This window comes from Halorhabdus utahensis DSM 12940 (genome assembly GCF_000023945.1).
GTDB lineage: Archaea > Halobacteriota > Halobacteria > Halobacteriales > Haloarculaceae > Halorhabdus > Halorhabdus utahensis.
The window spans coordinates 1141192-1167135 of record NC_013158.1 but is presented as its reverse complement, the minus strand read 5'-3'; the positions used below and the strand labels follow the sequence as shown (position 1 = coordinate 1167135).

Genomic DNA, 25944 nt, shown 5'->3' with positions numbered 1-25944 from the left:
GCCTCGTGAAGACACGGTTTTACGCCTCGGGCGGTTACCTGAAAGCGATGACCGACCCAGCGGATCTCACCGTCACGATCGTCGACGGCTACGTCGACGAACCGGCACACTTCGGCGTGCCGCCGTACATCTCCACCTATCCCCGATACGTCGCCGGCGCGCTGGTCGATGCGGGCGTTCCCCACGAATCGATCACCTATCACACCATCGACGGGCTCCGGGAGGAGAACCGCCGTTGGCAGGCAGTCGAGGAAGCCGATCTGACGGTCTACGTCGGCGGGATGACCGTCCCCGGCAACTACGTCGGCGGGACGCCGGCCGAACCCGACGAAGTTCGGCGGATCGCCTGGACGGCCGACGGGACGAGCCTCATGGGTGGGCCGGTCCGGTTCGGCGTCGGCGACGAAAACGAGGGGGCGAGCGAACCCGAACGCGACGATCTGGACTTTGACTTTCTGGCCGGTGCGGATATCGAGGCCGCCGTCTTCGACCTCGTCGAAAACGGCCTGGAGGGGTTCGACCCCCGTTACCGGACGATGGACGAGTCGTCGCGCTGGGCGCGGGAGGGGGCGTTCATCGTCGAACAGCACCCCAACCATCCCGACTATCTCATCTGCGAGATCGAGACCGGGCGGGGGTGTGCCTACCGGTGTTCGTTCTGCACGGAGCCGCTGTACGGCGACGCTTCCTTCCGGGAACCCGACGCCGTCGTGAGTGAGGTCGACGCACTGTCCGACCATGGCGTCACCAACTTCCGGCTGGGTCGACAGGCCGACATTCTCGCCTACGGCGGCGACGGCGAGGCCCCGAACCCCGACGCGCTCCGAGAACTCTATCGTGGCATCCGGAAAGTCGCGCCTGGTCTGGAGACGCTCCACCTTGACAACATGAACCCGATCACGGTCGTGAAGTGGCCCGAGAAGGCTCGCGAGGGCATCCGGATCATCGCCGAGCACAACACACCGGGCGACACCGCGGCCTTCGGAGTGGAATCGGCCGACCCCGCGGTTCAGAGCGACAACAATCTCAACGTCACCGCCGACGAGGCGCTGGAAGCGGTCCGGATCGTCAACGAGGAAGGGGGGTTCCGCCCGGGAGCCCGAAGTGAAGCGACGGGCTCCGGACGAGCGAGCGGCGATAGCCGCGAGCCCGGCGGAGACAGGGACAACGCCCCAACCTTCGGCGACGACGCCGCCCGCGGCTTGCCGAAGCTCCTCCCCGGGATCAACTTCGTTCACGGGTTGAAAGGCGAGACGGCCGAGACGTTCGAACACAACAAGCGGTTCCTCCAGCGAATTCTCGACGAGGGACTCATGATCCGGCGGGTGAACATTCGCCAGGTCATGGCCTTCCCCGGCACGGAGATGGACGAGACGGGTGCCGAGATCGCCCAGGATCACAAGCGCCAGTTCCAGGCGTACAAGCGTGAGGTCCGCGAGACGATCGACAACCCGATGCTCCAGCGCGTCGCCCCGCCGGGAACGATCCTCGAAGACGTGCATCTCGAATACCACCAGGACGGCAAGACCTTCGGCCGACAGCTGGGGACGTACCCCCTGCTCGTTGGCATTCCGGGCGAACGCCCGCTCGGGAAGACGATCGACGTGGCGATCACCGACCACGGGTATCGATCCGTCACGGGGGTGCCCCACCCACTCGATCTCAACGCGGCGTCGATGGACGAACTCCAGGCGCTACCGGGAATCGGCTCACAGACTGCGGGGAACATCATCGTCGGGCGGCCCTACGACTCGACGCCGGATATCGAGGGGGTCGACTTCGAGGCGTTCACCACGATCGGACGTGAGTCGCCGAGTTGACGACGCGCCGGGTTAGGCGTCTTCGGCAGCGCTATCACTCCTCGAAGAACACGAGCGTGAGCACCACGATGACCGCCATCAGCCCGGCAAGCAGGAAGTAGCCCTCGTCGAAGTAGCCCCGTTCGGCGATCACGCCGAACAGGACGGGCCCCGCGGCACCGAGCGTCGCCGCTGAGGTCCGAACGATGCCCAGCCCGGTGCCACGGGCTTCGTCAGAAAATGCTTCCGAGAGGAACGACTGCGTGATGGCACCCGACCCGAGCATCGTGCTCACGAGGGCCGTGATCACGACGAGTGCCGGGAGACTGTCGACGAACGGGAGCAGGCCGAGTCCGACCACTGGACCGGACAGCACTGCGACCAGCGAGCGTCGGGGCCCGATCCGGTCGTAGGCGGCACCCGCGGCCGGCTTGATCACGACGCCGAAGGCAAAAAACAGGCTGAACAGCAGGCTGGCAGTCGGCTTGGAGACGGGCTTTTCCTCGGTGAGGTACGTCGGATAGAACCCCGTGAACGATTGCCAGACGAGGACGTACAGAAACAGGATAAACGCCAGAAAGAGGACATCTCCCTCCCGCAGATCGCTGATCAGTTCCCCCAGCCTGTTGTCGTCGGATGTCCCGCCGGTGTCCGTCGAGCCAGTCTGGCTGGGGAGGACCAACATCAGTGCGAGCGATCCGACGAGGAGCCCGGGAACCATCATGCCGAAGCCGGCCTGCCAGGCGATCGCGGCGGCCAGCGTGCCGGCGATCGGGGGCACGATTGTCTGCCCGAGGTCGCCCGTCGCCATCGTCACGCCGAGGGCGCTGCCGATCCGATCTGGGTACATGTCGGTGAGGATCGTGATCCGCGCGATCGGGTACAGCGACTGCCCGACGCCGACGAGCGCCGTGGCGGCGAACAGGACAGCGGCCGTCGGGGCGGCCACGACCAACGTGACGCCCAGCGCGGCCACCAGCGTTCCGGTCGCCATTACGCTTCGCTCGCTGAACCGGTCAGCGAGTATTCCACTGGGGAGTTGCCCGAGTGCGGAGCCCAGCCAGAGGATCGTCACCAGCAACCCGGCGACCGAAAGCGAGAGGCCGAAGTCGTCCCGGAGGGCCGGCAGGAGGACGGGATAGATCATCCGCGTCCCCAGCAACAACCCCCACGTGCCTGCGATGGCTCCGAGCGAGGGGCCTCTCCCCTCACTCCAGAGTGCCTTTGCCTCCCGGCCGATCGACGCGAGCGGATTCATCGAGACGCCATCACCTGTCGCTCGTACACTGCTTGCCCGTCTGGGGCTGTCCCACCTGTGTGTTCTGTTTCCCATCCAGCGCGTTTGTCTGTCACAAACTCACACGCGATTCGGCGGACGTCGCCACGTTCGTCCTGGCGTGGGCCCAAGGAGGCAACAGAAGGTTCTTGGTGAACCGCGACCGTGTATGTATCAATGAATCGGGCAGTCGAGGTCAGTGTCGTGCTCCCGGCCTACAACGAGGCCGCGTCCATCGAGGAGACCGTCAGCGCGACGCTCGACCGACTGGCCGCGTTTCTCCCCGCAGGTTCCTTCGAGGTGATCGTGGCCGAGGACGGTTGTGCCGATCGGACACCGGAGATCGCTGCGCGGCTGGCGAGTGAAGACGACCGTGTTCGGCACGTCCACAGCGACGAGCGCCTCGGCCGCGGCGCCGCATTGGAGTACGCCTTCCGCCAGGCTGCAGGTGACACGCTCGTCTACTTCGATACCGATCTGGCGACGGACATGGCCCACCTCGAAGAACTCGTCGAGAGCGTCCGGACGGGAGGTTACGACGTGGCGACGGGCTCGCGGATGCTCCCGGACAGCGACGCCGACCGGCCGGCGAAACGCGGCGTCCCGAGCCGAGGATACAACGCCCTCGTCCGGTTGGTCCTCCGATCGGACCTGGCTGATCACCAGTGTGGCTTCAAAGCCTTCAGTCGGGAGGCGTTCGAGGAACTGGCCAACGCAGTCGAGGACGACCACTGGTTCTGGGACACGGAGATGCTCGTCCGCGCCCAGCGCCGCGGCCTCGGCGTGCATGAGTTTCCCGTCGCCTGGACGCCGAAAGGCGACTCGAAGGTCGATCTCGTCCGGGACGTCCTGGGAATGGGCAGCCAGATCCTCCGGACGTTCTGGCAGCTTTCCGTGAGTCCGCGGATCACCCGCACTCGGAGTATGATCGCCGCGAGCGGCCTGATCATGCTCGCGCTCGCGCTTATGACGGTGTATCTCGATCCCTCCGCCGATGTTCTCGAAGAGATGCAACGTGGTGACCCCATGTTGATCGGGACCGCCGCGTTCGTGTATCTCAGTTCCTGGCCGCTTCGGGGCTATCGGTATCGGGACATTCTTGCCGAGTTGGGCTATGATTCCGATGTCGGGTTTCTGACGGGTGCGGTCTTCATCAGCCAGACCGGCAACCTCGTGTTTCCGGCGCGACTCGGTGACGGCGTCCGGGCGTACGTCATGAAGGCCCGCCGGTCGGTCCCCTATTCATCGGGGTTTGCCTCCCTCGCCGTCGAGCGTGTCTTTGATCTTCTGACGATTGCGGCCCTTGCCGGCGTCGTGCTCGTCGGATTTGCAGCGTTTGATCCCTCGGCACTTGCGGATCTCATTGCGGCGCTGACTAGCGGACGCGAGAGTGGACGGCGGGGCGTGGTGGTGGCGGCCGCTGTTGGCCTTCTCGCGATCGGCGTGACTGCGTTGACCGTCCTGACGGCCCGTTCGGATCGGAATCTCGTTCGGGGGACGCTCGATAGACTCAGCGATGACGCCTACGCCGGGTACGTCGCCGGTGTCATCGAGGACTTTACCGGTGACGTCCAGACTGTCGCCGCGAACCCGACCGCGTTCGGCCGTGTTGCCGCCTCAAGTGTCCTCATCTGGACGATCGATGTCGTGACCGCGATTGTCGTTTTCGCTGCCTTCGACGTCCCATCCTCTTTGGGGATGCTCGTTGTCGTGAGTTTCTTCGCAGTCAGTGTCGGCAATCTTGCGAAGGTTCTCCCGCTGTCGCCCGGCGGTATCGGGCTCTATGAGGGTGTTTTCTCGGTCTTCGTCCTCGCCTTTATCCCGACAGTCACCTGGGAACTCGCACTCGCGGTCGCAGTCGTGGATCACGCCGTCAAGAATATGGTTACGGTTGCCGGTGGATCTGTCTCAATGGCCTGGCTGAACGTCTCGCTGACGACGGCCGTCGAGGAGAGTGCCGACGCCCAGGACAGATCGACAGTCGCCCCACAGGATTGAACGAGTAGCGCGCCACTGGATGAGTAAGGCAGGGTTGCACGACAGATCGGATCCCTCTCACTCGCCGGGAGAGATGGTCCACTCTTCCGTCGACCGTGGTCGCACTCCACCAGTCGTGACCATCATGTACTTTAATGGCCGTGTGAATGATCACCAAATGCCGGCTTCGACCGCTCGCGCGCCGGGAATCGGCCAACCACCGAAACACTTTAATAAGTTTCGGACTAACCCCTGTTCACCGAACGACTACCCGGGATTTTCCGACGACGTGCCCGGATAGCTCCCGCCTTCAGACCCATGAGCGAGACCAACACCAGAACCCGACTCGATCAGTCGACGAACGTCACAGAAGACGAAGCAGAGACCTCGGACGTCCAGTGTCCCGAGTGTGACGGCAAACTCATTTCGGACACCGAGCGTGGCGAGACCGTCTGCCAGGGATGCGGACTCGTCGTCGAGGAAGACGAGATCGATCCCGGTCCGGAGTGGCGCGCGTTCGACGCCAAGGAGAAAGACCAGAAGTCCCGCGTCGGTGCCCCGACGACGAACATGATGCACGACAAGGGGCTGTCGACCAACATCGACTGGCGTGACAAGGACGCCTACGGCAACTCGCTGGGGTCGCGCCAGCGTGAAAAGATGCAGCGCCTCCGGAAGTGGAACGAGCGCTTCCGGACGCGTGACTCCAAGGAGCGCAACCTCAAGCAGGCGCTGGGCGAGATCGACCGCATGGCAAGCGCGCTTGGACTCCCGGAGAACGTTCGCGAGACCGCGTCGGTCATCTATCGGCGGGCACTCGACGAGGATCTGCTCCCCGGTCGATCCATCGAAGGTGTCTCGACGGCATCCGTCTACGCTGCCGCCCGTCAGGCTGGCGTCCCGCGAAGCCTGGACGAACTCACCGACGTCTCCCGGGTCGAGAAAGACGAGATCGCCCGCACGTATCGCTACGTCGTCCGTGAACTCGGCCTCGAAGTCCGCCCGGCCGATCCCGAGAGCTACGTCCCACGGTTCACCTCGGATCTCGAGCTGAGCGAGGAGGCCGAGCGCCGTGCGCGAGAACTGCTCGCCAACGCCAAAGAGGAGGGCGTCCACTCCGGAAAGAGCCCTGTCGGGCTCGCGGCCGCCGCGATCTACGCCGCCTCGCTGTTGACCAACGAGAAGACCACCCAGGCTGCAGTCAGCGAGGTCGCGGACATCTCCGAAGTCACGATCCGCAACCGCTACCACGAACTGCTGGAAGCCGAGCAGTCGATCCCGACCGCCTGATCTCCCGCCGCTCGCCGTCTTCTGTCGTCCGTTTTCCCGGCGTGAGAGCTATCAGACCTGATAACCGAACAGTCACGTTTAATCCATCGGCCACACGGAATTAGGGTATATGGCTTCAGAATCGGACAGTCAACTGGACACGGCTGTCGAGGATGGCGGTGGGTCGGTCTCGACGGCGGCGATCGGGAACGCTATCGACGAACTGCTTCGGACGTCCGAGAACGTCTCGCGGAGTTCCCAGCAGATCAGCGAACTCGCGAACGAACAATCCGAGAACATGCAGGAGGTCGCGGGCGAGGTGTCGAACCTCTCGGCGACGGTCGAGGAGGTCGCTTCGAGTGCCAACGAGGTCAAGGCCGTCAGCCAGCAGGCGAGCCAGCTCGCCGATCAGGGTCGAGACGTGGCCGACGACGCCATCGACGCCATGGAGGGCGTCGACGAGGCCAACGAGGAGGTCTCGGAGGATGTCCAGCAGTTGCGCGATCGCATCGACGAGATCGACGAGATCGTCGAGGTCATCAACGACATCGCCGATCAGACCAATATGCTGGCGCTGAACGCCTCGATCGAGGCCGCTCGAGCGGGCGAGGCGGGCGAGGGCTTCGCGGTGGTCGCCGACGAGGTCAAGAGCTTAGCCGAGGAGTCCCAGCAGAACGCCACCGAGATCGAGGAGATGGTCGCCGACATCAAGGCCGAGACCGAGTCGACCGTCGACAGCATCGGCGATGCCAACGAGCAGGTCGAAGACGGGATCGAACAGGTCGACGAGACAGTCGACATCCTCAAGAAGATCGATCAGGCCGTCACCGAGGCCGCCGAAGGGGCTCAGGAAGTCGCCGAGGCGACCGACGACCAGGCCGCCAGCACCGAGGAGGTCGCTTCGATGGTCGATCGGACCGCCGAGACAGCCGAGGAAGTCGCCGACGAGATCGAGGATATCGCGGCCGCCAACGAACAGCAGGCGGCGAAGGTCAACGAACTCGAGTCGCTGCTGGACCGCAACTGAAGCCACGTCTCACGTTTCGTCGACGCTCGTGACGTCCGCGTTCGAGTGGATCACAAACCACGTTAGCCTCCGGGTCGAGCCACGAGTATGGAGACCGACCACGCCGTGGTGACGGGCGACGCCCGCGAGCTTTCGTTGCCCGCGGATTCGGTCGACCTCGTGGTCACCTCGCCGCCCTACCCCATGATCGAGATGTGGGACGACATCTTTGCCGCGCTCGACCCCGCAATCGGCGACGCGCTCGACGCAGACGACGGGCAGCGCGCCTTCGAGGCCATGCACGACGTGCTCGATGTGGTATGGGAACAGCTACAGCGCGTTCTCGTCGAGGGCGGCATCGCCGCGATCAACGTCGGCGACGCCACGCGAACGCTCGACCGATTCCGGCAGTACCCAAACGCCGGCGAGATCACTCGCCGGATGGTCGATTACGGGTTCGATCCGCTCCCCGATATCGTCTGGCGCAAGCCAGCCAATAGCGGCGCGAAGTTCATGGGTTCGGGGATGGTGCCGCCTAACGCCTACCCCACGCTCGAACACGAGTCGATCCTGCTCTTTCGAAACGGCCCACGACGGTCGTTTCCGCCGGGTGACGAGACGCGCTACGAGAGTGCGTACTTCTGGGAGGAGCGCAACCAGTGGTTCTCGGACCTCTGGGAGATGACCGGCACGCCACAGGGGCTCGACGCCGGACTCCGCGAACGTTCGGGGGCGTTCCCTGTCGAGATTCCCCTCCGTTTGATCCGGATGTTCTCAGTCTACGGCGACACTGTGCTCGATCCCTTCTGGGGGACCGGCACGACGACGCTCGCGGCGATGCTCGCCGGCCGCGAGTCCGTGGGCTACGAACGCGACGCCGACCTCCGGGCGGCCTTCGACGACCGCATCGAGGGGCTGCCCGAACGGTCTCGAGAGCGCGCGACTCAGCGGCTTGAGCGACACCGCGAGTGGGTCGCCGATCGCCAGGAATCGGGCGAGGAACTGGGCCACGAGAACGACCACTACGACACGCCGGTCCGGACGAAACAGGAGCGGAACCTTCGACTCTATGCCGTCGAGTCGGTGGCGGAAACGGAGGACGGCTACACGGTGATGCACGAACCGATCGAGAACCTGGAGTGAGAGAAACGATCAGACCGCTTCTCAACCGTCGGGTGTGGGCGTGTACTGGTGTAGCGATTCGACGCTTCCCCGACGATCGACTGTGACAGCGTCCCCTGTTGGTCGTCAAAGTCACGCTCCTTGATCGTGGTCACGTACCAGGGTGAGATGTACGCACGCTTTTTCGACCCGCCCTGGGTCCACGCGTCGTCAGGGACGGGGATCCCTTCCGGATGTTGCTGAGTCGTCATGCCGACGACGATCGACTCGACGTCCTCGAACGGATGAGACGAGTCGCTGACGATCAACCACGGACGGTACGCCGGATCGGATTTGTGTGGTGCTGGCCCCCACCAGACCTCCCCCTGAGCATAGCTCATTGACACTCACTCGTCGTCCGAATCGACGCCGGGGCCCCACTCGTCGGGATCCTCCGTACCGAGCCGCTCCGAGGCCGCTCGTGCGGTCGACATCGCACTCAGCGTCTTCTCCGCGTCTACATCCGTCGCGATCGCCCAATAATCGCCCCGATGTCGGACGAGCCCCCGCTCCTCGAGACGGGAGAGGACGACCCCGACGCTCCCCCGCTTGACGTCGGTCGCCTTGTGGATCTCCTTCGGCGTGAACGCCTGGTCCGGGGTCGACGCCAGGAGAGAGAGTATCGCCTCCGCATTCGTGCGTCCACTGGCCCGGAGGTCCTCGGGTGGGCTTTCTTCGAACCGTCTGATGTTGATGGGCATACCGTACAGTACGTAATCGATTGTAATAGATGTAATGGACATGGCCCAGGGGGACGCTCAGTCGGCTTTGACGTGGGGGAGAAGGGCACGCTCCACCCCTCAGTTTTCGATATAGGGGGCGTCGTGTGGGGGTTCGAGCCGGGGCGCTTTTGCCCCGCGGCTACCCATCCCCGGTATGAACTTCAGTTCGTTCCGACTCGCGGCGTCGACGGCGGATCTCACCGAGGAGCCGGCTGCTCGCGAGCACGCCGACCTGGTCGAGTTGCGGATGGATCTGGCCGACGAACCACTCACGCAGCTCTCGAACTACGACGGCGAGCTGCCGCTGCTCGTGACCAACCGTCCCGAGTGGGAGGGTGGCGAGGCCGCGGACGCTGGTCGCCTCGCCGCGCTCGAAGCGGCCGTCACCGACGACGCCGTCGCCGCGGTCGATGTCGAACTCGCGACCGCGCGTGACGGTGACGCCGACGGGCTGATCGAGACCGCCCACGAGCACGACGTTGCCGTGGTCGTCTCCACGCACGATTTCGAGGGGACGCCGGGGATGGGCGACCTTCAGGAGATGTTGCGTGAAGCTGCGCAATTCGGCGACGTGGGCAAACTCGCCGTCACCGCCGAGACGCCAGATGACGTGCTCGATTTGCTGGTGGCGACGCGGGCGGCCACCGTCGAAGGCCACACCGTGGCGACGATGGCGATGGGCGAGGCCGGCCGCCACTCCCGGGCGGTCGCCCCGCTGTACGGCTCCCGGATCGGTTATGCACCGGTCGAGCCCACCAACGCGACCGCACCGGGGCAGTATGATCTCGCGACGCTCGCCGATCTCGTCGCGGAACTCGGCGGCCAGTGAGTGGACCTCGCCGCACAGCCCGACCGGCAGTGAGTGGCTTCGAGCCGCTTAGTCAGGTTTACGTCCGCCCGCTCATTGTGTCGTGACAGTGACTGAGACTTCGTCGACGAAACGCCCGTGGGTGGCGATCGTCCTGTCCGTGGTGTTCCCGGGACTGGGTCACGTCTACCTCCGGGAGTGGATCCGGACGGGACTGTGGCTCGCGTTGCTGTTCGCGACCGCCTGGCTGGTGATCCCGCCGGATATCATCCCCCAGGAGACGTCCGCCGAGGCGATCATGCAAGCCAGCCGGAATATCCCCGACGAGGCGTCGCTCCTCATTCTGGGACTTCGCGTCCTCAACGTGGTCGACGCGTACGTCCTCGCACGCCAGCGCAACCGGACTGCGGACGCCGTCGAATCCGGACGACAGTGTCCCGAGTGTGGCCACGAACTGGACGACGATGACATCACGTTCTGTCCGTGGTGTGCGACGGAACTCGAAACGGGCACCGACGCGGAATCCGAGTCGAACGGCGCGACGACTTCGGAGTCGGATATCGACATCTAGGGACGATCCCGCTCGAAGAAACCACTGCTGGCGTCGATGGCGCTACTTCTCGATGATACTCTCCTCGACGGCCTCGCCGAAGTGCCGGGCCGTGTCCTCGTGGTAGACCAGCACCTCGTCGCCGACCTCCAGGTCCGTGACTGCGATCCGGCCATCGGGTGTCGCGACTTTGATCGTCTCGGCGTTCTGGAGCAGCGTTTCGATCCGGTCGCCACCCTCGGTTTCGGCCTGAATCCGGAACATGGGGCGCTTCTCGATCTTCGCGCGGCCGACGATCGCCTCGCGGGTGTTGCCGTCCCGATCGACGACCTGGACCTCGTCACCGCTCGCGAGTTCCGAGAGGTACGTCGTCTCGCCACCCGGCGTCCGGGCGTAGGCGTGGACCGCGCCAGCGTTGACCCGGAACGGGCGCGAGGCGACGTACGGCGATTCGGCGGTCTCGGCGTGGACGAAGAAGAGGCCGCGGGCCATCGAGCCCACCAGCATCCCCTCGTCGTGATCCATGATCGACCCCGTATCCACACAGACCCGGTCGGCCGAGCCGGTCTGTTCGATCGCCGTGATCTCGGCGTACTCCAGGTCGAGCGTCTCCCGACCGACGGCGTCCCGCACCTCGACGGTTTCGCGGATTTCGTCGGGGTTGTCGGTGTCCAGCAGCACGGCGTCGGCCCCGATCTCCAGGGTCTCGTAGGCCGTCCGGGCGTCCTCGGCGGTCTGAACACCGGCGATCAGTTCCGTCTCCTCGCCGACGCGGGCGATGAGATTTTCCAGCGGAATGATCTGCCAGTCGTCGGCGACGACGAAGGTGTACGCGGCGTCTTCGGCGACTGCCTCGGCGAAGGCTTCGTAGTCCTCGTCGAAGATGCGGACGTATCCCCCGTTTGCCCCGCCGCTGCGGAGCGCGGAGAGATCGGCCGATCCCGAGAAGTCAGAGGGGAGCCCGACCGTGCCGTCGCCCTCGCCGTCCTTGCCGACGATCACTGCGTCAGCAGTCGATTCGGCCGTCCCCTCGGCGTCCATGACGTGGACGTCGTCGCCGGCGAAGGCGGCGACGTTGATGTCACCGAGTTCGCGGACGCGTTCGACGTCGTGTTCGTCGACGAGTACCCAGTCGACGCCGGCTTCGAGGCCGGCGGTGATGCGTCGCTTGCGCGCTTCCCAGTCGCCGACGGCATCGTCGGCTTTGAGCCACACCGAGCGTGTCATGTGTCCACGCTCGCGGCGGTCCGGCTTGAACGTGGCGGATTGGGCGGTCCGGCTTGAACGTGATGGATTGGGCGGTCCGGCCTGAACGTGATGGATCACACGACTTCGCCGTCGTATCGGCGTTGACAGTGCGAGTTCGCTGTGGTGTCAGTCATTTGTCCGGTCGTTCAACAGTTAAGAGCGTGGCCGAAGAAGCCCCCGGCATGGCAAGCAACGAAACCTACGAAAACCGGCTCTACGATGTGGCAGAGAAGTTACAGATACCCGATAGTACCCTGCAGATCACCCGCGTCCGTCTCGACCATCTCCACGGGGAGGCGGACGTCGACGCGGCACAGTTCAACCAGATTGCGCCGGCAGTACTCGCACTCTCCTGTCGGGAAGATGGTCTCCCGATCACCGGTCGGGACATCGTCGAACCGTGGACTGATCTGCTTGCGGATCCGGAGGCGACCGAACTCGATCCCGAACGCCTCCCCGAACAGATCGAGGCGGTCGCCGACCGGCTCGACATCGACCACCCCCCGGAGCGCCCCGACACGCTGGTCGAGCGCTACGCCGACACGCTTGATCTGTCCGAAGCAGTCGGCACGGCCGGCAAGCGAATCCTCACAGACGTCTTCCGGGAGGCCCCCCGCGTCGTCGCCGAGGCGTCCTCCCCGGCGGAGACGGCCGGCGCGTCACTCGTCCTCGCGGCGGAGGCCAACGGCGTCGACGGCGTCGGACCCAACGAGGTTGCGGATGTCGGCGCGGCCGGCGGCGTCACGATCAAGAACCGGTACAAAGCCTTCCGGGAAGTGCTGGACGAGGGGGGCCTGGACGCCCGACGCTATCAGGCGGACGCCGTCGAGGACGGAGCGTCCGCGGACACCGGGCGACCGGACGCGAAATCCTCCGCCTCGGACGGCGGGGTTTCGGACGTCCCGGCCGACGCGTGTATGGATGCCGTCCGCGGGATGTTCCCGGACGAACTCCCGACCACGGCGACGGTCGCCGAGGCGCTGGATGCACCCGAGGAGCGTGTCGGTGATCGACTGCAGGACCTCGCCGATCGCGGCGAACTCGCGGCCAGGCGCGCCGGCGAGACCGTCGCCTGGATTCCGGGTGATCGGGACGAACTCGGTGCGGACCTGACGATCGACGCCGTCCACAGCGAGGTCGACGCACTGGTCGAGGCACTCGACGTCGACGCGTCCGTGCGATTGTTTGCCCGGGGCCTGGTCAGTGACGCCGCCGAGAGCGTCGCTGTCGAGGACGCCGCCGAATTCGCGGGTGCGGCACTGATCGCCAGCAGCCGACTCAACGATGGCGATCTCGATCCGGCGACGGTCGCAGCGGAACGCGACTTCGGGACGCGGGCGCTCTACCAGTGGCTCGACCGCCTCGGGGAGATCGCCGCCGTCGACATCCCGCGGCGCGGGCCGTCGGACGTCGTCGAGTCACTGGCCGAGGATATCGAGTTTTCCGAGACGGTTCTCGAGGACAGTCGCCGCACGCTGGAACACTACGAACCGGCGGCGGACGACGCGGCGTTCGCCGCGCCGGAACTGGCCGCCGGGGCCGTCTTCTTCGCGGCGACGACCGGCGGCGAACCGATCGACGTCGACGAACTCGCTGACAGCATCGGCTTCGAGGCGAGTCACGTCACGGACGCGATGAACAGCGTCTTCGTCTCACTGTGCCGGGGCCTGATCCGCGGCGAGATCGACTACGAGGAGTCGTTCTGGACGGCCGACCTGCTCGAGTCCGACCGAATCGCCGAGATCGGTGACCCCCAGACCGGGCGGGCCGTCGCCGCCGCAAAAACCTACGTCGCCGGTCGGGAAGGCCAACACGTCGACGAAGGGACGCTTGACGTGTTGCTCGACGAGAACTGAACGGATCGACGGCGACGCGTTCTATCGGCGATCGGAACGCGTTCTACGCCATTCTCACCAGCTATTCTCTGAATCGATACACGCGTCCACAGAGGAGCAGTCCAGTGTCTGCCCGACAAGAGTCGTTTCGACGATTAGACCGAGTGCGTCAGCTTTCGACACGGAGTCCGGCGTTCCCCATCGCCTCCTCGACGCTTTCGTCGTCGTGGATGACGGCCGCGACGGCACGAGTGATCGCCTCGGGATCCTCGTGCTGAAAGATCGACCGCCCCATCGAGATCCCGGCCGCGCCCGCGTCCATCGCGCCCCGGACCATCGCCAGGGTCTCCTCGTCCGTCCCTTTCGATCCCCCGGCGATGACGACGGGTTTGGCCGACGCGGCCGCGACGCGCTCGAAGGAGTCGGCGTCGCCGCTGTAGGCCGTTTTGATCACGTCCGCGCCGACTTCCTCGGCGAGTCGGACGGCGTGAGCCAGGGAATCGGGATCCGACTCGTCGATGCCCGGGCCGCGGGCGTAGGCCATCGCGAGGACGGGCATCCCGAGGCGTTCGGCCTCTCCCGTTACTTCGGCGAGTTGGGTGAGCTGGTCGGGTTCGTACTCGCTGCCGACGTTGATATGAAAGGAGACGGCGTCGGCCCCGGCCCGGACGGCGTCTTCGACGGTTCCCGTCTTGCGTTTGTCCTCCTCGTCGGGGCCGATCGTCGTCGAGCCGTTGAGGTGGACGATGTAGCCCGCGCCGTTCAGGTTGCCGTGGACGCGGTCGGCGACGCCCTTCTGGGTCAGGACGGCGTCGGCCCCGCCGCGCGTGATCCCCTCGACGGTCGATTCGAGATCTTCGAGTCCCGTGACGGGCCCCATCGTCAGGCCGTGGTCCATCGGAACCACGAGGTATCGGCCCCCTGTACCAATGCGTGTCAGGCGTGCGTCTTTCCCGGCAGTCATTGTGTGATGCTGTGGCAAGTGACGGTAATGGGCGTTCCGGTCCCGGCGTCCACGAACGGCTATCGCGATTCATCTTTCAATACACCAAGATTTATTAGCTATCGTCTGACCACAGTGCAACGTATGCATCGCGCAGTCCCCGCTGCCCTCCTGGCTGCCCTGCTCGTCCTCGCGGGGTGTGGCATGCTTGGCGACAGTCAGCCGCCGAGCGACGACCGCGCTCTCGAGATCAGAAACGAGACGATCGACGCACTCGAAAACGTCGATTCCTACGGGATGTCGATGGATGTCTCGGCGTCGGCCGAGGGGCGGTCGGAGTCGATTTCGGCCACCGGCGACGGCATCGCTAACCGGACGGCCCGGCTGATGCGGATGAACATGACTGTCCAAAGTCGGACCGTCACCAGCTACCTCCAAAACAGGACCGCCTACACCCAGTGTCCGAGTCCGTGGTCCGGATGGGGCGAACAGAATCAGTCGACCGACATCGAGTGGCTGACGCTGACGCCGCTCGGTCGACAGGTCGAGCTATTCGAACGCACGAACGTCTACTGGGACGGGACGGCGACGGTCGACGGACACGATACCGCGGTGATTGTCGCCCATCCCACCCAAGAAACACTCTCCTCGTTCCCCGGCGAAAGCCAGACTGATCTCGCGAACCCGGACGCCAACGTCGAGAACATCACCGCCAAACTCTGGGTCGATCGGGAGACGTCCCGCCCCGTCCGGTCGCTCCTGCGACTTCAGATTTCGGGTAACGGCGGCGAGGCGACGGCGAAGGTGATGATCGACTACACGGACTACGACGAATCGATCACCGTCAAGATCCCGGAGATATCTGACGACGAGGTCCGCACACTGGGCTGTCCCGGCGGGTGACGGGTAGTGGACCATCAGGGCACACTACACCAAAAAAGGTTTCACTGCCCCGAAAGTTCACTCGATCGAATCACCGCACGGAGACCGATATCCAATGCCCTCACTCGACATCTCCGACGCAAGCGCCCGCTGTACCGACGTCCTTGATGCGATGGAAGGAACCGTGATCGCGGATCGCACGTTCCTCGAGACCGTCCTGACCGGCGTCCTCGCCCGCGGGCACGTCCTCCTCGAAGACGTCCCCGGGACGGGCAAGACGCTGACTGCCCGGAGCATGGCCGAGGCGCTCGGGCTCTCGTTCAACCGCATCCAGTTCACACCCGACCTCCTCCCGGCGGACGTGACCGGCTCGCACATCTACAACGAGCGCGAGCGGGACTTCGAGTTCCGCGAGGGACCGATCTTCGCCAACGTCGTCCTGGCCGACGAGATCAACCGCGCCCCGCCGAAGACCCAGGCCGCGCTGCTTGAGGCCATGTCCGAGGGACAGGTGACGACCGACGGGACGACCCGGGACCTGCCCGAACCGTTCTTCGTGATCGCGACCCAGAACCCCGTCGAGAGCGAGGGGACGTTCCCGCTCCCTGAGGCCCAGATCGACCGCTTCATCGTCAAGACGAGTATCGGGTATCCCGATCCTGACGCCGAGCAGACGCTGCTCCGGCGACGGACCGACCGGGCGAGCAAGACACCGTCGGTCGAGGCCGTGCTCGAACCCGATCGGGTGACGGCCATCCAGACCCTCCCCGAGGACGTCACTGTCACCGACGATCTCATCGCCTACATGACCGACATCGTCGGGGCGACCCGCGATCAGCCCCAGATCCGGGTTGGCGTCTCGCCGCGTGGCACCCAGCGACTCCTCGAAGCCGCCCGCGCCCGCGCCGTCATCGAGGGGCGAGAGTACGTCACGCCGGGCGACGTGAAGACGATCGCGCCGGACGTCCTCGCCCATCGGCTCGTCCTCACACCCGACGCGACCGTCGAGAACGTCGATAAGCGCGACGTCCTCGTTGACGTTCTCGACTCGATCCCCGTCCCGACTGTCTCAGATGTCGACGCGCCGGCTCCCGGGTAGGGCCGATGGCACGTGACCGACTCCCCACGATCGTCGTGCTCGCCCTCGTCGTGGTTGCGCTGGGTGCCGCCGCCGCGACGCTGGACTCCGGACAGTTGCCGACGGACACGTCCTCTAACGCGTCGGGTCCGGCGCTGACACCGGACCCGAGCGGCGGGCCGCGCGATGCTCCCGAGCGGACCCCAGTTCCTCCTGCGGATTCCTTCTCCGTCACGTGGTGGACTCCGCCGCTCCCCGCCGTTCTGGGGGGGCTGACGCTCGCCCTGGTCGGCGCGCTCGTCTTCCTGTTCGTCCGGACCGGGACGGGCGATCCGATCGACGTCGACGAACCGACCGACCCGGCGGATGAACCCGATCTGCAGGCGGTCGGCGAGGCGGCGGGCAACGCCGCGGATCGCATCGAGTCCCGGGCCGATGTCGACAACGAAGTCTACCGGGCGTGGCGCGAGATGGTCCGTCACCTCCCGGTTTCGGATCCTGAGACCACGACCCCCGAGGAGTTCGAGGCGACGGCGGTCGCAGCGGGGATGCGTCCGGACGACGTCGCGGAACTCACGCGACTGTTCGCGGAGGTTCGATACGGTGAACGCGATCCGGACGGCCGGGAGGAACGCGCACTCGACGCGCTCCGGCGGATCGAGGCCGCCCATGCCGGCGAGGCCGGCGACGCTTCGGGGGGTGCGAACGGATGAACTGGCGACCGGCACACCTGGGCGGCCTGGCCGCCGTCCTGACCGGGTTCGCGCTGGTGGTCGTCGACGTTTCGCCACTGGCCATCCTGGGCCAGTACAGCTACGTCGTTGTCCTGCTGTTCGGACTCGGTGTGACGGTCCTCGGCGGCCTGGAACTCGCCGACCGTCACGCCACGACCGGCGAGTGGTGGCGCCCCACACCGACCGAGTCCGGCCACCGGGTGCCGGTTCCGGGTGACGAACTCGCCGACCTTCCGGACGCCGAACTGCAAGACCGCCTCCGGCGACGCGTCGTCGTCTCCCTGATGGCTGTCCGGAACTGCTCGGAAGCCGACGCGCGGGCACAGATCGAGGACGGCACCTGGACCGACGATCGGCTCGCGGCCGCGTACCTCGGTTCCGAGGCAGTTCGACTCCCCCTCACGACGCAACTCCGGGAGCTGGTCCGTGGCACGTCCACCGAAGCGCGCGCACGCCGCCACACGATCAGTGCGCTCAGATCGCTCCGGGCGGAGGGATCCCGATGACGGCATCCGGTGACGATGCGCCCGATCGAAGACAGCGGGCGGACCGCGGTCGCGCGGGGCACGTCGAGGCCGGCGTCGTCGATCACCGAACCGGTCACTGGACCGGCGTGGGCGCGGTCGCGTTCGTCTTCGGCGGCCTCGGGATCGCCCTCCGGGAGCCAGCCCTGTTGCTCGCCGGCGTCGTCGGTGCGGTCTTTACGGGGTACGCACGTAGCGCAGAGCCGATCCCCGTCCGCGATCCGGAAACCGGCGAGCCGGCGCTGTCGATCCGTCGACGACTCGAGCCCGACGCGCCTGAACCCGGCGAGGACGTCACCGTCACGGTCGAACTCCGCAACGAGGGGGCGGGCGTCCTCACCGACGTGCGGATCGTCGACGGCGTCCCGCCGGCGCTCGATGTCACTGACGGCACGCCACGCCACGGCGCGGTACTTCGGCCCGACGAGGGTGTGACCTACGCCTATACGGTGACCGCGACCCGCGGCGAGCACGACTGGCGACCCGCGCAGATCACGGTCGCGGATCCGAGCGGGGCTGTCGAACGCGAGACGACCGTCGACGCCCCCACGACGCTGTCCTGTTCGCTCCCGGCGCTCACCAGCGAACAACTCCCGCTTCGGGGGTTGACGACGCCGTACGTCGGGCGCGTCGACACGGACGAGGGTGGATCGGGCGTGGAGTTCTTCTCGACGCGGGAGTACCGGTCGAGCGATCCGCTCTCGCGGATCGACTGGCGTCGCCACGCCAAGACCGGGGAGCTCGGCACGCTCGAATATCGCGAGGAACGCGCCGCGACGGTCATGCTGGTGATCGACACCCGGCAGGCCGCCTATCGAGCGCCGGAACCGGGGGCGTATCACGCCGTCGAGCGGAGCGTCGACGCGGCCAACCGGGTCTTCGCCGCCTTGCTCGACACCGGCGACCGCGTCGGTGTGACAACGCTCGGCCCGGCCAGTGAGGAGTGCTGGCTGTCGCCCGGGGCCGGCGACGAACACCGCGCTCACGGCCGTGCGTTGCTGAACTCCCATCCCGCACTCTCGCCGATCCCACCCGACGAGGGGCTGTTCGAGACGATCCGCGACGACCGCCGTGAGCAACTCAAGGACCGGCAGGTCACCCGGCTCCGCCGTCGGCTCTCCGCGGACACCCAGGTGTTCGTCTTCTCGCCGTGCTGTGACGGGTACGTCCCGACCGTCGCTCGCCGGCTCGACGCTCACGGGCAACTCGTGACGGTGTTGAGTCCCGATCCGACGACCGACGATACGCCCATTCGCGAACTCGCCAGCATGGAACGCGCGGATCGCCTGGACGGCCTCCGTGGCGAGGGGATCCGTGTGCTCGACTGGCGCGACGGGGAGTCCTTCGCGGCGGCGCTCGCCCGCGCGCAGGCACGGTGGTCGGCATGAGTCCTCCCCCGTCGCCCGGCCTCGATGGTGCACGCGGTGACGGATCGACCGCCGACAGTCAAGGTGACGCGGCGAACGACGGCGTGGAGCATGCCGGCGGCGGGATCGACCGCACCCCCGCGCGCGCCAGCGTCGCTATCGCGACCGGATTCGCGTTCCTGGGGGCGCTCACGATGGTGACGCCGGCGCTGGTCGCCGTCGGCCTGCTCGGAACGCTCTTCGTCGGCATCGGCGCGATACACGGATCCCGGACGTATGTCGGCTATGGCGCGCTGATCCTGCTCGTGGGCGTGCTGATCGGCGGGTTCCAGGGCGCGCCGCCGGAACCACTCCTCGTCAGTACACTCCTCGCCGTCCTCGCGTGGGACGCTGGCCGGTACGGGATCACGATCGGCGAGCAACTCGGTCCGGACGCGAAGACGCTTCGGATCGAACTCACTCACGTGACGCTGAACACACTCGTCGGAACCGCAGGGACCGGACTCGGCTACGCCGCCTATCGCGTGATGGCCGGCGGTCAGCCCGTCGCCGCGCTCGCCCTCCTGTTGGTCGGCGCGGTCGTCCTCACACTCCGGTGATCAGTCTTCGACTGCCGCCGATGGCGTGCCCCGCAACGCGCCGTCTTTGAGTTCCCGGGCCTTCGCTTCGAGCCGATCAGCAACCGCTTCGGTCGATTCGCCACTGTCTGCACCGTCCGCGACGATGTCGACCAGGGCGCTCCCGACGATGATCCCGTCAGCACCGGCCGAGACGATTCGCTCGGCGTGCTCGCCGGTCTTGATCCCGAAGCCGACGGCCTTCGGGACGTCCCACTCCCGGAGGCGCGCGAGACTCTCGTCGGTCTGATCGCTGACGTCATCGCGTGCGCCCGTCGTCCCGAGGCGCGCCTGGACGTAGACGTACCCCGAGACCTGGTCCATGATGGTCTTCAGACGGTCGCCACGGGTCGTCGGCGCGACGATGAAGACCAGATCCAGCCCGTATTCGTCGCAGGCATCCCGCAACGGGTCGGCTTCCTCGGCTGGAAGATCCGGCACGACAAGCCCCGCGATGCCGGCCTCGGCGGCGCGCTTGACGAACGGCCGGGGACCCGCTTCGGATCCATATTGAAAAATGAGGTTATAATAGGTCATACAGACCAGCGGAATCCCGACGTCCAGCTCTTCGACGAACGCAAAGAAGCGATCGGGTGTCATCCCACCCTCCATCGACCTGACGATCGCGTTCTGGATCGTCGGCCCTTCGGCGATCGGTTCGGAGAAGGGCAACCCGAGTTCGACGATATCGGCTCCGCCGCGTTCCAGGGCCTCGACGTATTCCAGGGAGGCCTCGTACTCCGGATCACCGGCCACCAGATACGGGATGAACGCGGGTTCGCCCGATTCGAAGACGGCCCCGATCTCGCTGTTTGCGGTCATTCCTTCGCCTCCTGAAGGACACTTGAGGCCGTTTCGACGTCGAGATCGCGCTCTTTGGTCTCCTCGACAACACTCTCCAGATCCTTGTCGCCCCGGCCCGAGACGTTGACGACGGTGACGTCGCCGACGGCGTCGGGATTCTCCTCAAGGTACCCGAAGGCGTGGGCGGTCTCCAGGGCGGGAATGATGCCTTCGAGCCGCGAGACGCGATGGAACGATTCGAGTGCCGTCTTGTCGTCGACGTTGACCGCCTCGACGCGGCCCGTATCAACGAGATAGGCGAGCTCCGGGCCGACGCCCGAGTAGTCCAGCCCCGCCGAGACGCTGTGGGACTCCATGATCTGGCCGTCCTCGTCCTGGAGGAGTTTCGTGCGAGCACCGTGGAGGACGCCCTCCTCACCGGTCGACAGGGTGGCGGAGTTGGGTGCGACGCCAGCTTCTTCGTCGACTTCCAGCGAGGACCCGCCGGCCTCGACGGCGATCAGGTCGACGTCCTCCTTGTCTCTGAATTCGTGGAAGGCACCCATCGTGTTCGACCCGCCGCCCGCACACGCGACGATCGAATCGGGGGTGTCGCCGGTCTTCGCGAGGATCTGCTCGTGGGTCTCGTCACCGATGACCGACTGGAAGTCCCGGACCATTTCGGGGAACGGGTCCGGGCCGACGATTGACCCGATGACGTAGTGGGTGTCCTCGACGTTGGTCGCCCAGTCGCGCATCGTCTCGCTGATGGCTTCCTTCAGGGTCCCCCGGCCGGTCGTCACTGGCGTGACCGTCGCGCCGTTGAGTTCCATCCGGAAGACGTTGGGGCGCTGGCGTTCGATGTCGGTTTCGCCCATGAAGATCTCAGCAGGCATATCGAGGTGGGCGGCGGCCATCGCGGTCGCCGTGCCGTGCTGGCCGGCCCCCGTCTCGGCGATGATCCGTTCCTTGCCCATGTACTTCGCCAGCAGGACCTGCCCGAGGGCGTTGTTGAGTTTGTGCGCGCCGCCATGGAGCAAGTCCTCGCGCTTGAGATAGACCTCGGTGTCGTAGCGCTCGCTCAACTGGTCGGCCCGCTGCAGCGGGGTGGGCCGACCGCCGAAGTCCGCGAGGTGGGCGCGGAGTTCGTCCATGAACCCGTCCTCGTTGTGTAGCACGTAGCGTTCGTAGGCGTCCCGAAGCTCCTCGATGGCGGGCATAAGCGCTTCGGGGACGTACTGGCCCCCGTAGCCGCCGAATCTGCCGTTCGTATCGTCTGTGGTCATTGGTTGGGTGTCTCCGTCGGTGTGGTAAGTGCTTGCGTGTTCGCCGCCACGTCGCCGTCCATGATCGCCGAGCCGATCAACAGCCCATCGGCACCGGCCGCGCGCATCCGCTGGACATCCGCCGGCGTCTCGATCCCACTCTCGGCGATCAATGTCACATCATCGTCGACTGCGGGCGCGACCGACTCGAAGGTTTCGAGGTCGACGTCGAGTTTCGCCAGGTCGCGGTTGTTCACGCCGATGATCTCCGCGCCGGCGTCGACCGCGGCCGCGACTTCCGATCGGGCGTGTGCCTCGACGAGTACCTGGAACCCGCGGTCGCGCGCGGCGTCGATCAGATCTTCGAGGTCGTCCGTGCCGTCCTCCTCGAGAAACCGGACGATGAGGAGGACGAGATCGGCCTCGACCACGTCGAGTTGAGCCTCGTGGAGGACGAAATCCTTCCGGAGGATGGGCACGTCGACGGCTGCCCGGACGCGGGCAAGCGTCTCGGGCGATCCCCCGAAGTGCTCGGGTTCGGTCAACACCGACAGTGCCGCCGCCCCGTTCTCGACCATGGCCGTTGCGAGCTCGACCGGATCGCCGTCGTGTCGGCCCTCGGTCGTTGGACTCGTCGGCTTGACTTCGGTGATCGTCGGCACTCGACCGTCGCGCTCGGCGCGATCGAACGCTGCCGACAGCGAGCGAGCCGTCACGTCGACCGTCCCGGACGCGCCGCCACGATCTCTCGCTGCCGAGAGGATCGATCGCACGTCAGGCGCTATTTCATCACTGGCGTCCATTACCGTACACTAACGTACAGACATGGACATAAGACTTGCGACATACCGGTCACTATCGCTTGTAGATTGGCGAGCGGGAGCGAGCGCTCCCAGTCAGAACGTGTAGCCGTCGTCGGGATCGTCGTCGTGGAGGGCGGGATCTTGCTGGTCCTCGACCGTCTGTGAGAAGAAGTCGTCTTCGGCGGCGACTTCCGGTTCGTCCTCGCCCGTGTCGTACGCGGAGACGCCCATCGTCAGCAGCTCCTCGACGGCTTGATCGCGGTTGACGAACTCCCCTTGGTCGACGAGGCGCTCGATGTCGTTCTCGATTCGATCGGGCAGCGAGATCGATACCTTCGGCATAGCAGACGGTCAGAATCGCGGCCGGATTAATCTATCCCTCGTCATCTCCCTGACCGTTCGAAGTCGGTCGCCACATCGCTTCCGGATCACTGGAGCCGTTCCAGCGCCGAGACGATCCGGTCCATGGACTGGCTGTTGAACAGGCCGACGATCCGATCGCTCCGCTCGTAGACCTGTTTCAGCTCACGAAGCTTCCGGCGGTCGCGCTCGGCGCGTTCGTCCTCGACATCTTCGAGCGAGTCGATAGCGGCTTCGAGCGCGCCCGTCATCGTCTCGATCTCCCGGCGGACTTCGTTGTTCAGGAACGCCCGGAATATCTGCCAGAAGTCGGTTTCGGCCTCGTAGAACGCTTTTTTGCCCTCTCCCGGGAGCGAGCGACGGGTCACCATGTGGTAGCGCTGGAGGTCGCTCATCGCCGTCGAGACCGTCGACTTGGCGTACTCGCTTCGCGCGGCGAGTGTGTCAAGCGAGAGGGGCTCCTCGGCGAAGTACAGGACCCCGTAGAGTCGCCCGTAGCTTCGTTTGACGCCGTAGATCTCCGCCGAGCGTTCGAAGGCCCCGATCATCGTCTCTCTGGCTTCCACGACTGCGTCTGGCGGTGGTCCCTCGGCTGTCGGTTGGTCGGTATCGCTGTCTTCCATCATCCACTGTTTTGAGTCACAACCTTTAAATCGTTTTCTACAAAATATTCGGTAAATGCCGAATATAGAAAATAGAGTGCGCGAAGGTGACGCGAATCTGGCGGATAGCCACGTCCTGGAAGGGGTCGAGCTGACGAAGACCTACGAGCCGCCCTGGCCGGATTGGGTGCCGATGGGACGGCGTGTCGGGGTGCTTGAGGGGGCCGAGATCACGATCGATGCGGGTGAGATCGTGGGTATCGTCGGGGAGAACGGGGCCGGAAAGTCGACGCTCATGCAGATCCTGGTCGGTGCGCTCGCTCCCGACGCCGGGGACGTCCGGCGGTCCGGCCAGGTCGGGTGGTGTCCACAGGAACCGCTTTTGTACGATCGACTGACCGTCCGGGAGACCTTCCGGCTGTTCGGGACGGCCTACGGGATGGACGACGAGGCGATCGTTACGGCCCGGGATCAGTATGCCGACCGGCTGAGTTTCGCGGAGTTCCTCGACTATCGGATCGACCACCTCAGCGGCGGTAATCGACAGAAGATCAATCTCTCGGTCGCCCTGATGCACGATCCCGACGTACTCCTGCTGGACGAACCGTACACGGGCTTCGACTGGGAAACCTACCTCGAATTCTGGGAGTTAACCGAGGAGTTGACCGAGCGGGGAACCGCCATCGCGATCATCTCACATTTCGTCAGCGAGCGCGAGCGCTTCGACCGTATCCTGGAACTCGCCGACGGCCGCCTCACGGATGTCACCGACGGTGGACCCAAAGACGCGGCGAGTGCGGATCCCCGGGGAGTGAGTGCCGATGACTGAGGCGCTCGATCTCAAGACGGGCGCGAGTCCTGCCCGGCGGCTCTCGGCCGGGATCGGGGCCCAGATCCGGGCGTTCGTCCGCACGCCGATCAACGTCGTCCTGCTGGTCGTGCTCCCGCTGGTCGTCGTCGAGGGCTACGGGGTCGCCATGGCGGCGTTTCCGCAACTGCCGTTCGTAGACACTGGGACCCTCGCCGAGATGGGGCGGGTCAACGGCGCGATCTACTCGGTCGCGTTTTTCGCAGGCGTTCTCGGCCTTTTCCAGGTTATCAGCGCCCGGCAGGCCGACGAACGCCTCCGGATCTGTGGCTATTCCCGCAGCGAGCTGTTCGCCTCGCGGCTCATCACCGTCGCCCTGGGGAGTCTGATCATCACGGGAGCCGCGCTGGCAGTCCTATGGTGGAACGTCCCGCCCGAGGCCCCGCTGTTCGCGTTCGGCGCGCTTGCACTCGCGGCGCTGGTCTACGGGCTCATCGGCATGCTGGTCGGCGCTGTCCTCCCCCGTGCGCTGGAGGGATCGCTGGTGATGGTCTTTCTCGTCGACTTTGATGACTTCCTCTCGTCGGGACTGCTCGATATAGACTCGCCGATCTTGCCCCTCTTCCCGCTGCACTTCCCCCACAAGCTGTTTCGGAGTGCCGTCTTCGATGGGTCAGTCGCGCTCGGGAACGCCGCCGCAGGTGTGACGTACGTTTTGGTCACCGGCGTCGTCGCCCTGTTGGTATACGTTCGCCTGACCGGCAACGGAGGTGAACTCGCATGACTGCGAGCGGTCGGCGGTTCCGTACTACGTTCGAGATGGGGTTGCGAGAATACGCCCGAACGCCAGTCCTGCTGGGGCTGGTTCTGTTCCTCCCGGCGTACTTCGTCGGAATCTTCATTCACGTCCTGCCCACGTCGTCGTTGCCGATCTACGTCCCCGGCTCGGGCCGGATGACGGTCCAGACGGTCGAGATCTACGGCGCGCTGTTGGTTCCCCTGATGGGCGCACTCATCGGCGGGATCGCCGGGCTGTTCGTCATGCTCAGCGCCACCGACGCCGACGCGCGGCTCTCGATCGCCGGCGTGGGACCCGTCTCGCTGCTTGCAGCCCGGTTCACGCTGATCGTCGTCGCCGGGCTGGCCGCCGTCGGCGTCTCGCTGGCAGTCCTGGCGACGGCGTTCGTCCCCGAAGCGATCGTCCCGTTCGTACTCGCGTCGCTGGTTCTCGCAGTCACCTACGGCCTGCTGGGGACGCTTGCCGGCCTCATCGTCAGTCGCCTCGCCGGCGTCTACCTCATGTTGATCGCGCCGATGCTCGACGTGTTCTTCTTCCAGAATCCGATGATCGATGACGGACACTGGCTTTCGACGCTCCTCCCGGGTCACTTTCCGACGGCGGTCACTGTCGACGCCGGCTTCTCAGCGAGTGTCGCATGGAACCAGTTTGGTCCCATACTGGCCTGGCTCGGCGTGGCCGGGGGGGTCGCGGCGCTGGCGTACTACCGTGCGTTGCGGACGTGAAGA

The 25944-nt window shown here is 65.8% G+C and carries 27 protein-coding genes; 17 read left to right on the top strand and 10 right to left on the bottom strand.

Features of this window, described 5'->3' with window-relative positions:
* The first annotated feature begins 47 nt into the window (after positions 1-47).
* Entirely contained in the window at positions 48-1820 is a 1773-nt protein-coding gene (locus HUTA_RS05810; protein ID WP_015788941.1) for a radical SAM protein, read from the top strand.
* Between the two features lie 34 nt (positions 1821-1854).
* Here the strand turns inward: HUTA_RS05810 and HUTA_RS05805 are convergent, their stop codons facing one another.
* Positions 1855-3057: an MFS transporter gene (locus tag HUTA_RS05805; protein ID WP_015788940.1), complete on the bottom strand. Its 1203-nt coding sequence runs from the start codon at positions 3055-3057 to the stop codon at positions 1855-1857.
* Positions 3058-3252: 195 nt separating this feature from the next.
* On the opposite strand from HUTA_RS05805, the gene HUTA_RS05800 reads away from it, so the two are divergent.
* The 4 genes from HUTA_RS05800 to HUTA_RS05785 all read left to right on the top strand — a co-directional run bounded on the left by HUTA_RS05800 (position 3253) and on the right by HUTA_RS05785 (position 8470).
* A complete protein-coding gene (locus tag HUTA_RS05800; RefSeq protein ID WP_015788939.1) occupies positions 3253-5073 on the top strand; it encodes a flippase-like domain-containing protein in 1821 nt (606 codons plus the stop codon).
* Between the two features lie 297 nt (positions 5074-5370).
* A complete protein-coding gene (locus HUTA_RS05795; RefSeq protein ID WP_015788938.1) occupies positions 5371-6342 on the top strand; it encodes a transcription initiation factor IIB in 972 nt (323 codons plus the stop codon).
* 109 nt (positions 6343-6451) lie between these two features.
* Entirely contained in the window at positions 6452-7348 is an 897-nt protein-coding gene (locus HUTA_RS05790; RefSeq protein WP_015788937.1) for a methyl-accepting chemotaxis protein, read from the top strand.
* A gap of 87 nt (positions 7349-7435) precedes the next feature.
* Positions 7436-8470, top strand: coding sequence for a DNA-methyltransferase (locus tag HUTA_RS05785; protein ID WP_015788936.1), 1035 nt, complete (start codon positions 7436-7438; stop codon positions 8468-8470).
* Here HUTA_RS05785 and HUTA_RS05780 read toward each other — a convergent pair.
* Together HUTA_RS05780 and HUTA_RS05775 are read right to left on the bottom strand one after the other, a co-directional pair.
* Positions 8431-8829, bottom strand: a complete 399-nt coding sequence (locus HUTA_RS05780) for a hypothetical protein (protein ID WP_015788935.1) — start codon at positions 8827-8829, stop codon at positions 8431-8433. The genes HUTA_RS05785 and HUTA_RS05780 overlap by 40 nt on opposite strands.
* 6 nt (positions 8830-8835) lie before the next feature.
* The gene (locus tag HUTA_RS05775) at positions 8836-9189 is read right to left on the bottom strand and encodes a MarR family transcriptional regulator (RefSeq protein WP_015788934.1); all 354 of its coding nucleotides are present in this window, start codon (positions 9187-9189) and stop codon (positions 8836-8838) included.
* Between the two features lie 175 nt (positions 9190-9364).
* Between HUTA_RS05775 and HUTA_RS05770 the strand changes: the two genes are divergently transcribed.
* Together HUTA_RS05770 and HUTA_RS05765 are read left to right on the top strand one after the other, a co-directional pair.
* Positions 9365-10039, top strand: coding sequence for a type I 3-dehydroquinate dehydratase (locus HUTA_RS05770; RefSeq protein WP_015788933.1), 675 nt, complete (start codon positions 9365-9367; stop codon positions 10037-10039).
* Between the two features lie 88 nt (positions 10040-10127).
* A complete protein-coding gene (locus HUTA_RS05765) occupies positions 10128-10589 on the top strand; it encodes a zinc ribbon domain-containing protein (protein WP_245529138.1) in 462 nt (153 codons plus the stop codon).
* Between the two features lie 42 nt (positions 10590-10631).
* Here the strand turns inward: HUTA_RS05765 and HUTA_RS05760 are convergent, their stop codons facing one another.
* On the bottom strand, positions 10632-11795 hold the full coding sequence (locus tag HUTA_RS05760) for a 3-dehydroquinate synthase II (protein WP_015788931.1): 1164 nt from the start codon (positions 11793-11795) through the stop codon (positions 10632-10634).
* A 203-nt stretch (positions 11796-11998) separates the two neighbouring features.
* Between HUTA_RS05760 and HUTA_RS05755 the strand changes: the two genes are divergently transcribed.
* On the top strand, positions 11999-13672 hold the full coding sequence (locus tag HUTA_RS05755) for a transcription initiation factor IIB family protein (protein WP_015788930.1): 1674 nt from the start codon (positions 11999-12001) through the stop codon (positions 13670-13672).
* A gap of 148 nt (positions 13673-13820) precedes the next feature.
* Here the strand turns inward: HUTA_RS05755 and HUTA_RS05750 are convergent, their stop codons facing one another.
* Complete coding sequence (locus tag HUTA_RS05750; protein WP_015788929.1) at positions 13821-14615, bottom strand: 2-amino-3,7-dideoxy-D-threo-hept-6-ulosonate synthase; 795 nt, start codon at positions 14613-14615, stop codon at positions 13821-13823.
* A gap of 123 nt (positions 14616-14738) precedes the next feature.
* Here HUTA_RS05750 and HUTA_RS05745 point away from each other — a divergent pair, with 123 nt between their 5' ends.
* From HUTA_RS05745 to HUTA_RS05720, 6 genes are all read left to right on the top strand, one after another.
* The gene (locus HUTA_RS05745; RefSeq protein ID WP_015788928.1) at positions 14739-15497 is read left to right on the top strand and encodes a hypothetical protein; all 759 of its coding nucleotides are present in this window, start codon (positions 14739-14741) and stop codon (positions 15495-15497) included.
* A gap of 94 nt (positions 15498-15591) precedes the next feature.
* Positions 15592-16575 (top strand): AAA family ATPase, encoded by a 984-nt coding sequence (locus tag HUTA_RS05740; RefSeq protein WP_015788927.1) that lies wholly within the window; start codon positions 15592-15594, stop codon positions 16573-16575.
* Positions 16576-16580: 5 nt separating this feature from the next.
* Positions 16581-17267 carry a DUF4129 domain-containing protein gene (locus tag HUTA_RS05735; RefSeq protein WP_015788926.1) on the top strand — a complete coding sequence of 229 codons (687 nt, stop codon included), beginning with the start codon at positions 16581-16583 and terminating at the stop codon, positions 17265-17267.
* On the top strand, positions 17264-17794 hold the full coding sequence (locus tag HUTA_RS05730; protein WP_015788925.1) for a DUF7269 family protein: 531 nt from the start codon (positions 17264-17266) through the stop codon (positions 17792-17794). The genes HUTA_RS05735 and HUTA_RS05730 overlap by 4 nt, the downstream gene beginning before the upstream one ends.
* Entirely contained in the window at positions 17791-19200 is a 1410-nt protein-coding gene (locus HUTA_RS05725) for a DUF58 domain-containing protein (RefSeq protein ID WP_015788924.1), read from the top strand. Before HUTA_RS05730 ends, HUTA_RS05725 begins: the two co-directional genes overlap by 4 nt.
* Entirely contained in the window at positions 19197-19778 is a 582-nt protein-coding gene (locus HUTA_RS05720; protein WP_015788923.1) for a DUF7519 family protein, read from the top strand. Before HUTA_RS05725 ends, HUTA_RS05720 begins: the two co-directional genes overlap by 4 nt.
* On the opposite strand, the gene trpA is transcribed toward HUTA_RS05720, so the two are convergent.
* The 5 genes from trpA to HUTA_RS05695 all read right to left on the bottom strand — a co-directional run bounded on the left by trpA (position 19779) and on the right by HUTA_RS05695 (position 23630).
* Entirely contained in the window at positions 19779-20618 is an 840-nt protein-coding gene (gene trpA, locus HUTA_RS05715) for a tryptophan synthase subunit alpha (RefSeq protein ID WP_015788922.1), read from the bottom strand.
* On the bottom strand, positions 20615-21865 hold the full coding sequence (trpB, locus tag HUTA_RS05710) for a tryptophan synthase subunit beta (RefSeq protein WP_015788921.1): 1251 nt from the start codon (positions 21863-21865) through the stop codon (positions 20615-20617). The genes trpA and trpB overlap by 4 nt, the downstream gene beginning before the upstream one ends.
* Positions 21862-22647: an indole-3-glycerol phosphate synthase gene (trpC, locus tag HUTA_RS05705; RefSeq protein ID WP_015788920.1), complete on the bottom strand. Its 786-nt coding sequence runs from the start codon at positions 22645-22647 to the stop codon at positions 21862-21864. The genes trpB and trpC overlap by 4 nt, the downstream gene beginning before the upstream one ends.
* Positions 22648-22740: 93 nt before the next feature.
* Positions 22741-22989: a CopG family ribbon-helix-helix protein gene (locus HUTA_RS05700; RefSeq protein ID WP_015788919.1), complete on the bottom strand. Its 249-nt coding sequence runs from the start codon at positions 22987-22989 to the stop codon at positions 22741-22743.
* Between the two features lie 86 nt (positions 22990-23075).
* A complete protein-coding gene (locus HUTA_RS05695; protein ID WP_143920336.1) occupies positions 23076-23630 on the bottom strand; it encodes a GbsR/MarR family transcriptional regulator in 555 nt (184 codons plus the stop codon).
* Between the two features lie 55 nt (positions 23631-23685).
* Between HUTA_RS05695 and HUTA_RS05690 the strand changes: the two genes are divergently transcribed.
* From HUTA_RS05690 to HUTA_RS05680, 3 genes are read left to right on the top strand one after another with little or no spacing between them, the layout of a single operon-like run.
* Positions 23686-24438: an ABC transporter ATP-binding protein gene (locus HUTA_RS05690; protein WP_015788917.1), complete on the top strand. Its 753-nt coding sequence runs from the start codon at positions 23686-23688 to the stop codon at positions 24436-24438.
* On the top strand, positions 24431-25201 hold the full coding sequence (locus tag HUTA_RS05685; RefSeq protein WP_015788916.1) for a hypothetical protein: 771 nt from the start codon (positions 24431-24433) through the stop codon (positions 25199-25201). Before HUTA_RS05690 ends, HUTA_RS05685 begins: the two co-directional genes overlap by 8 nt.
* Positions 25198-25941, top strand: coding sequence for a hypothetical protein (locus HUTA_RS05680; RefSeq protein ID WP_015788915.1), 744 nt, complete (start codon positions 25198-25200; stop codon positions 25939-25941). Before HUTA_RS05685 ends, HUTA_RS05680 begins: the two co-directional genes overlap by 4 nt.
* Positions 25942-25944 lie beyond the last annotated feature (3 nt).

Coding starts and splice junctions, on each gene's coding strand:
- HUTA_RS05800 (WP_015788939.1), top strand. CDS start 3,253: ATGAATCGGGCAGTCGAGGTCAGTGTCGTGCTCCCGGCCTACAACGAG.
- HUTA_RS05795 (WP_015788938.1), top strand. CDS start 5,371: ATGAGCGAGACCAACACCAGAACCCGACTCGATCAGTCGACGAACGTC.
- HUTA_RS05785 (WP_015788936.1), top strand. CDS start 7,436: ATGGAGACCGACCACGCCGTGGTGACGGGCGACGCCCGCGAGCTTTCG.
- HUTA_RS05695 (WP_143920336.1), bottom strand. CDS start 23,630: ATGGAAGACAGCGATACCGACCAACCGACAGCCGAGGGACCACCGCCA.
- HUTA_RS05760 (WP_015788931.1), bottom strand. CDS start 11,795: ATGACACGCTCGGTGTGGCTCAAAGCCGACGATGCCGTCGGCGACTGG.
- trpA (WP_015788922.1), bottom strand. CDS start 20,618: ATGACCGCAAACAGCGAGATCGGGGCCGTCTTCGAATCGGGCGAACCC.
- HUTA_RS05680 (WP_015788915.1), top strand. CDS start 25,198: ATGACTGCGAGCGGTCGGCGGTTCCGTACTACGTTCGAGATGGGGTTG.
- HUTA_RS05790 (WP_015788937.1), top strand. CDS start 6,452: ATGGCTTCAGAATCGGACAGTCAACTGGACACGGCTGTCGAGGATGGC.
- HUTA_RS05725 (WP_015788924.1), top strand. CDS start 17,791: ATGACGGCATCCGGTGACGATGCGCCCGATCGAAGACAGCGGGCGGAC.
- HUTA_RS05745 (WP_015788928.1), top strand. CDS start 14,739: ATGCATCGCGCAGTCCCCGCTGCCCTCCTGGCTGCCCTGCTCGTCCTC.
- HUTA_RS05810 (WP_015788941.1), top strand. CDS start 48: ATGACCGACCCAGCGGATCTCACCGTCACGATCGTCGACGGCTACGTC.
- HUTA_RS05805 (WP_015788940.1), bottom strand. CDS start 3,057: ATGAATCCGCTCGCGTCGATCGGCCGGGAGGCAAAGGCACTCTGGAGT.
- trpB (WP_015788921.1), bottom strand. CDS start 21,865: ATGACCACAGACGATACGAACGGCAGATTCGGCGGCTACGGGGGCCAG.
- HUTA_RS05775 (WP_015788934.1), bottom strand. CDS start 9,189: ATGCCCATCAACATCAGACGGTTCGAAGAAAGCCCACCCGAGGACCTC.
- trpC (WP_015788920.1), bottom strand. CDS start 22,647: ATGGACGCCAGTGATGAAATAGCGCCTGACGTGCGATCGATCCTCTCG.
- HUTA_RS05730 (WP_015788925.1), top strand. CDS start 17,264: ATGAACTGGCGACCGGCACACCTGGGCGGCCTGGCCGCCGTCCTGACC.
- HUTA_RS05735 (WP_015788926.1), top strand. CDS start 16,581: ATGGCACGTGACCGACTCCCCACGATCGTCGTGCTCGCCCTCGTCGTG.
- HUTA_RS05780 (WP_015788935.1), bottom strand. CDS start 8,829: ATGAGCTATGCTCAGGGGGAGGTCTGGTGGGGGCCAGCACCACACAAA.
- HUTA_RS05740 (WP_015788927.1), top strand. CDS start 15,592: ATGCCCTCACTCGACATCTCCGACGCAAGCGCCCGCTGTACCGACGTC.
- HUTA_RS05770 (WP_015788933.1), top strand. CDS start 9,365: ATGAACTTCAGTTCGTTCCGACTCGCGGCGTCGACGGCGGATCTCACC.
- HUTA_RS05700 (WP_015788919.1), bottom strand. CDS start 22,989: ATGCCGAAGGTATCGATCTCGCTGCCCGATCGAATCGAGAACGACATC.
- HUTA_RS05685 (WP_015788916.1), top strand. CDS start 24,431: ATGACTGAGGCGCTCGATCTCAAGACGGGCGCGAGTCCTGCCCGGCGG.
- HUTA_RS05720 (WP_015788923.1), top strand. CDS start 19,197: ATGAGTCCTCCCCCGTCGCCCGGCCTCGATGGTGCACGCGGTGACGGA.
- HUTA_RS05755 (WP_015788930.1), top strand. CDS start 11,999: ATGGCAAGCAACGAAACCTACGAAAACCGGCTCTACGATGTGGCAGAG.
- HUTA_RS05690 (WP_015788917.1), top strand. CDS start 23,686: ATGCCGAATATAGAAAATAGAGTGCGCGAAGGTGACGCGAATCTGGCG.
- HUTA_RS05750 (WP_015788929.1), bottom strand. CDS start 14,615: ATGACTGCCGGGAAAGACGCACGCCTGACACGCATTGGTACAGGGGGC.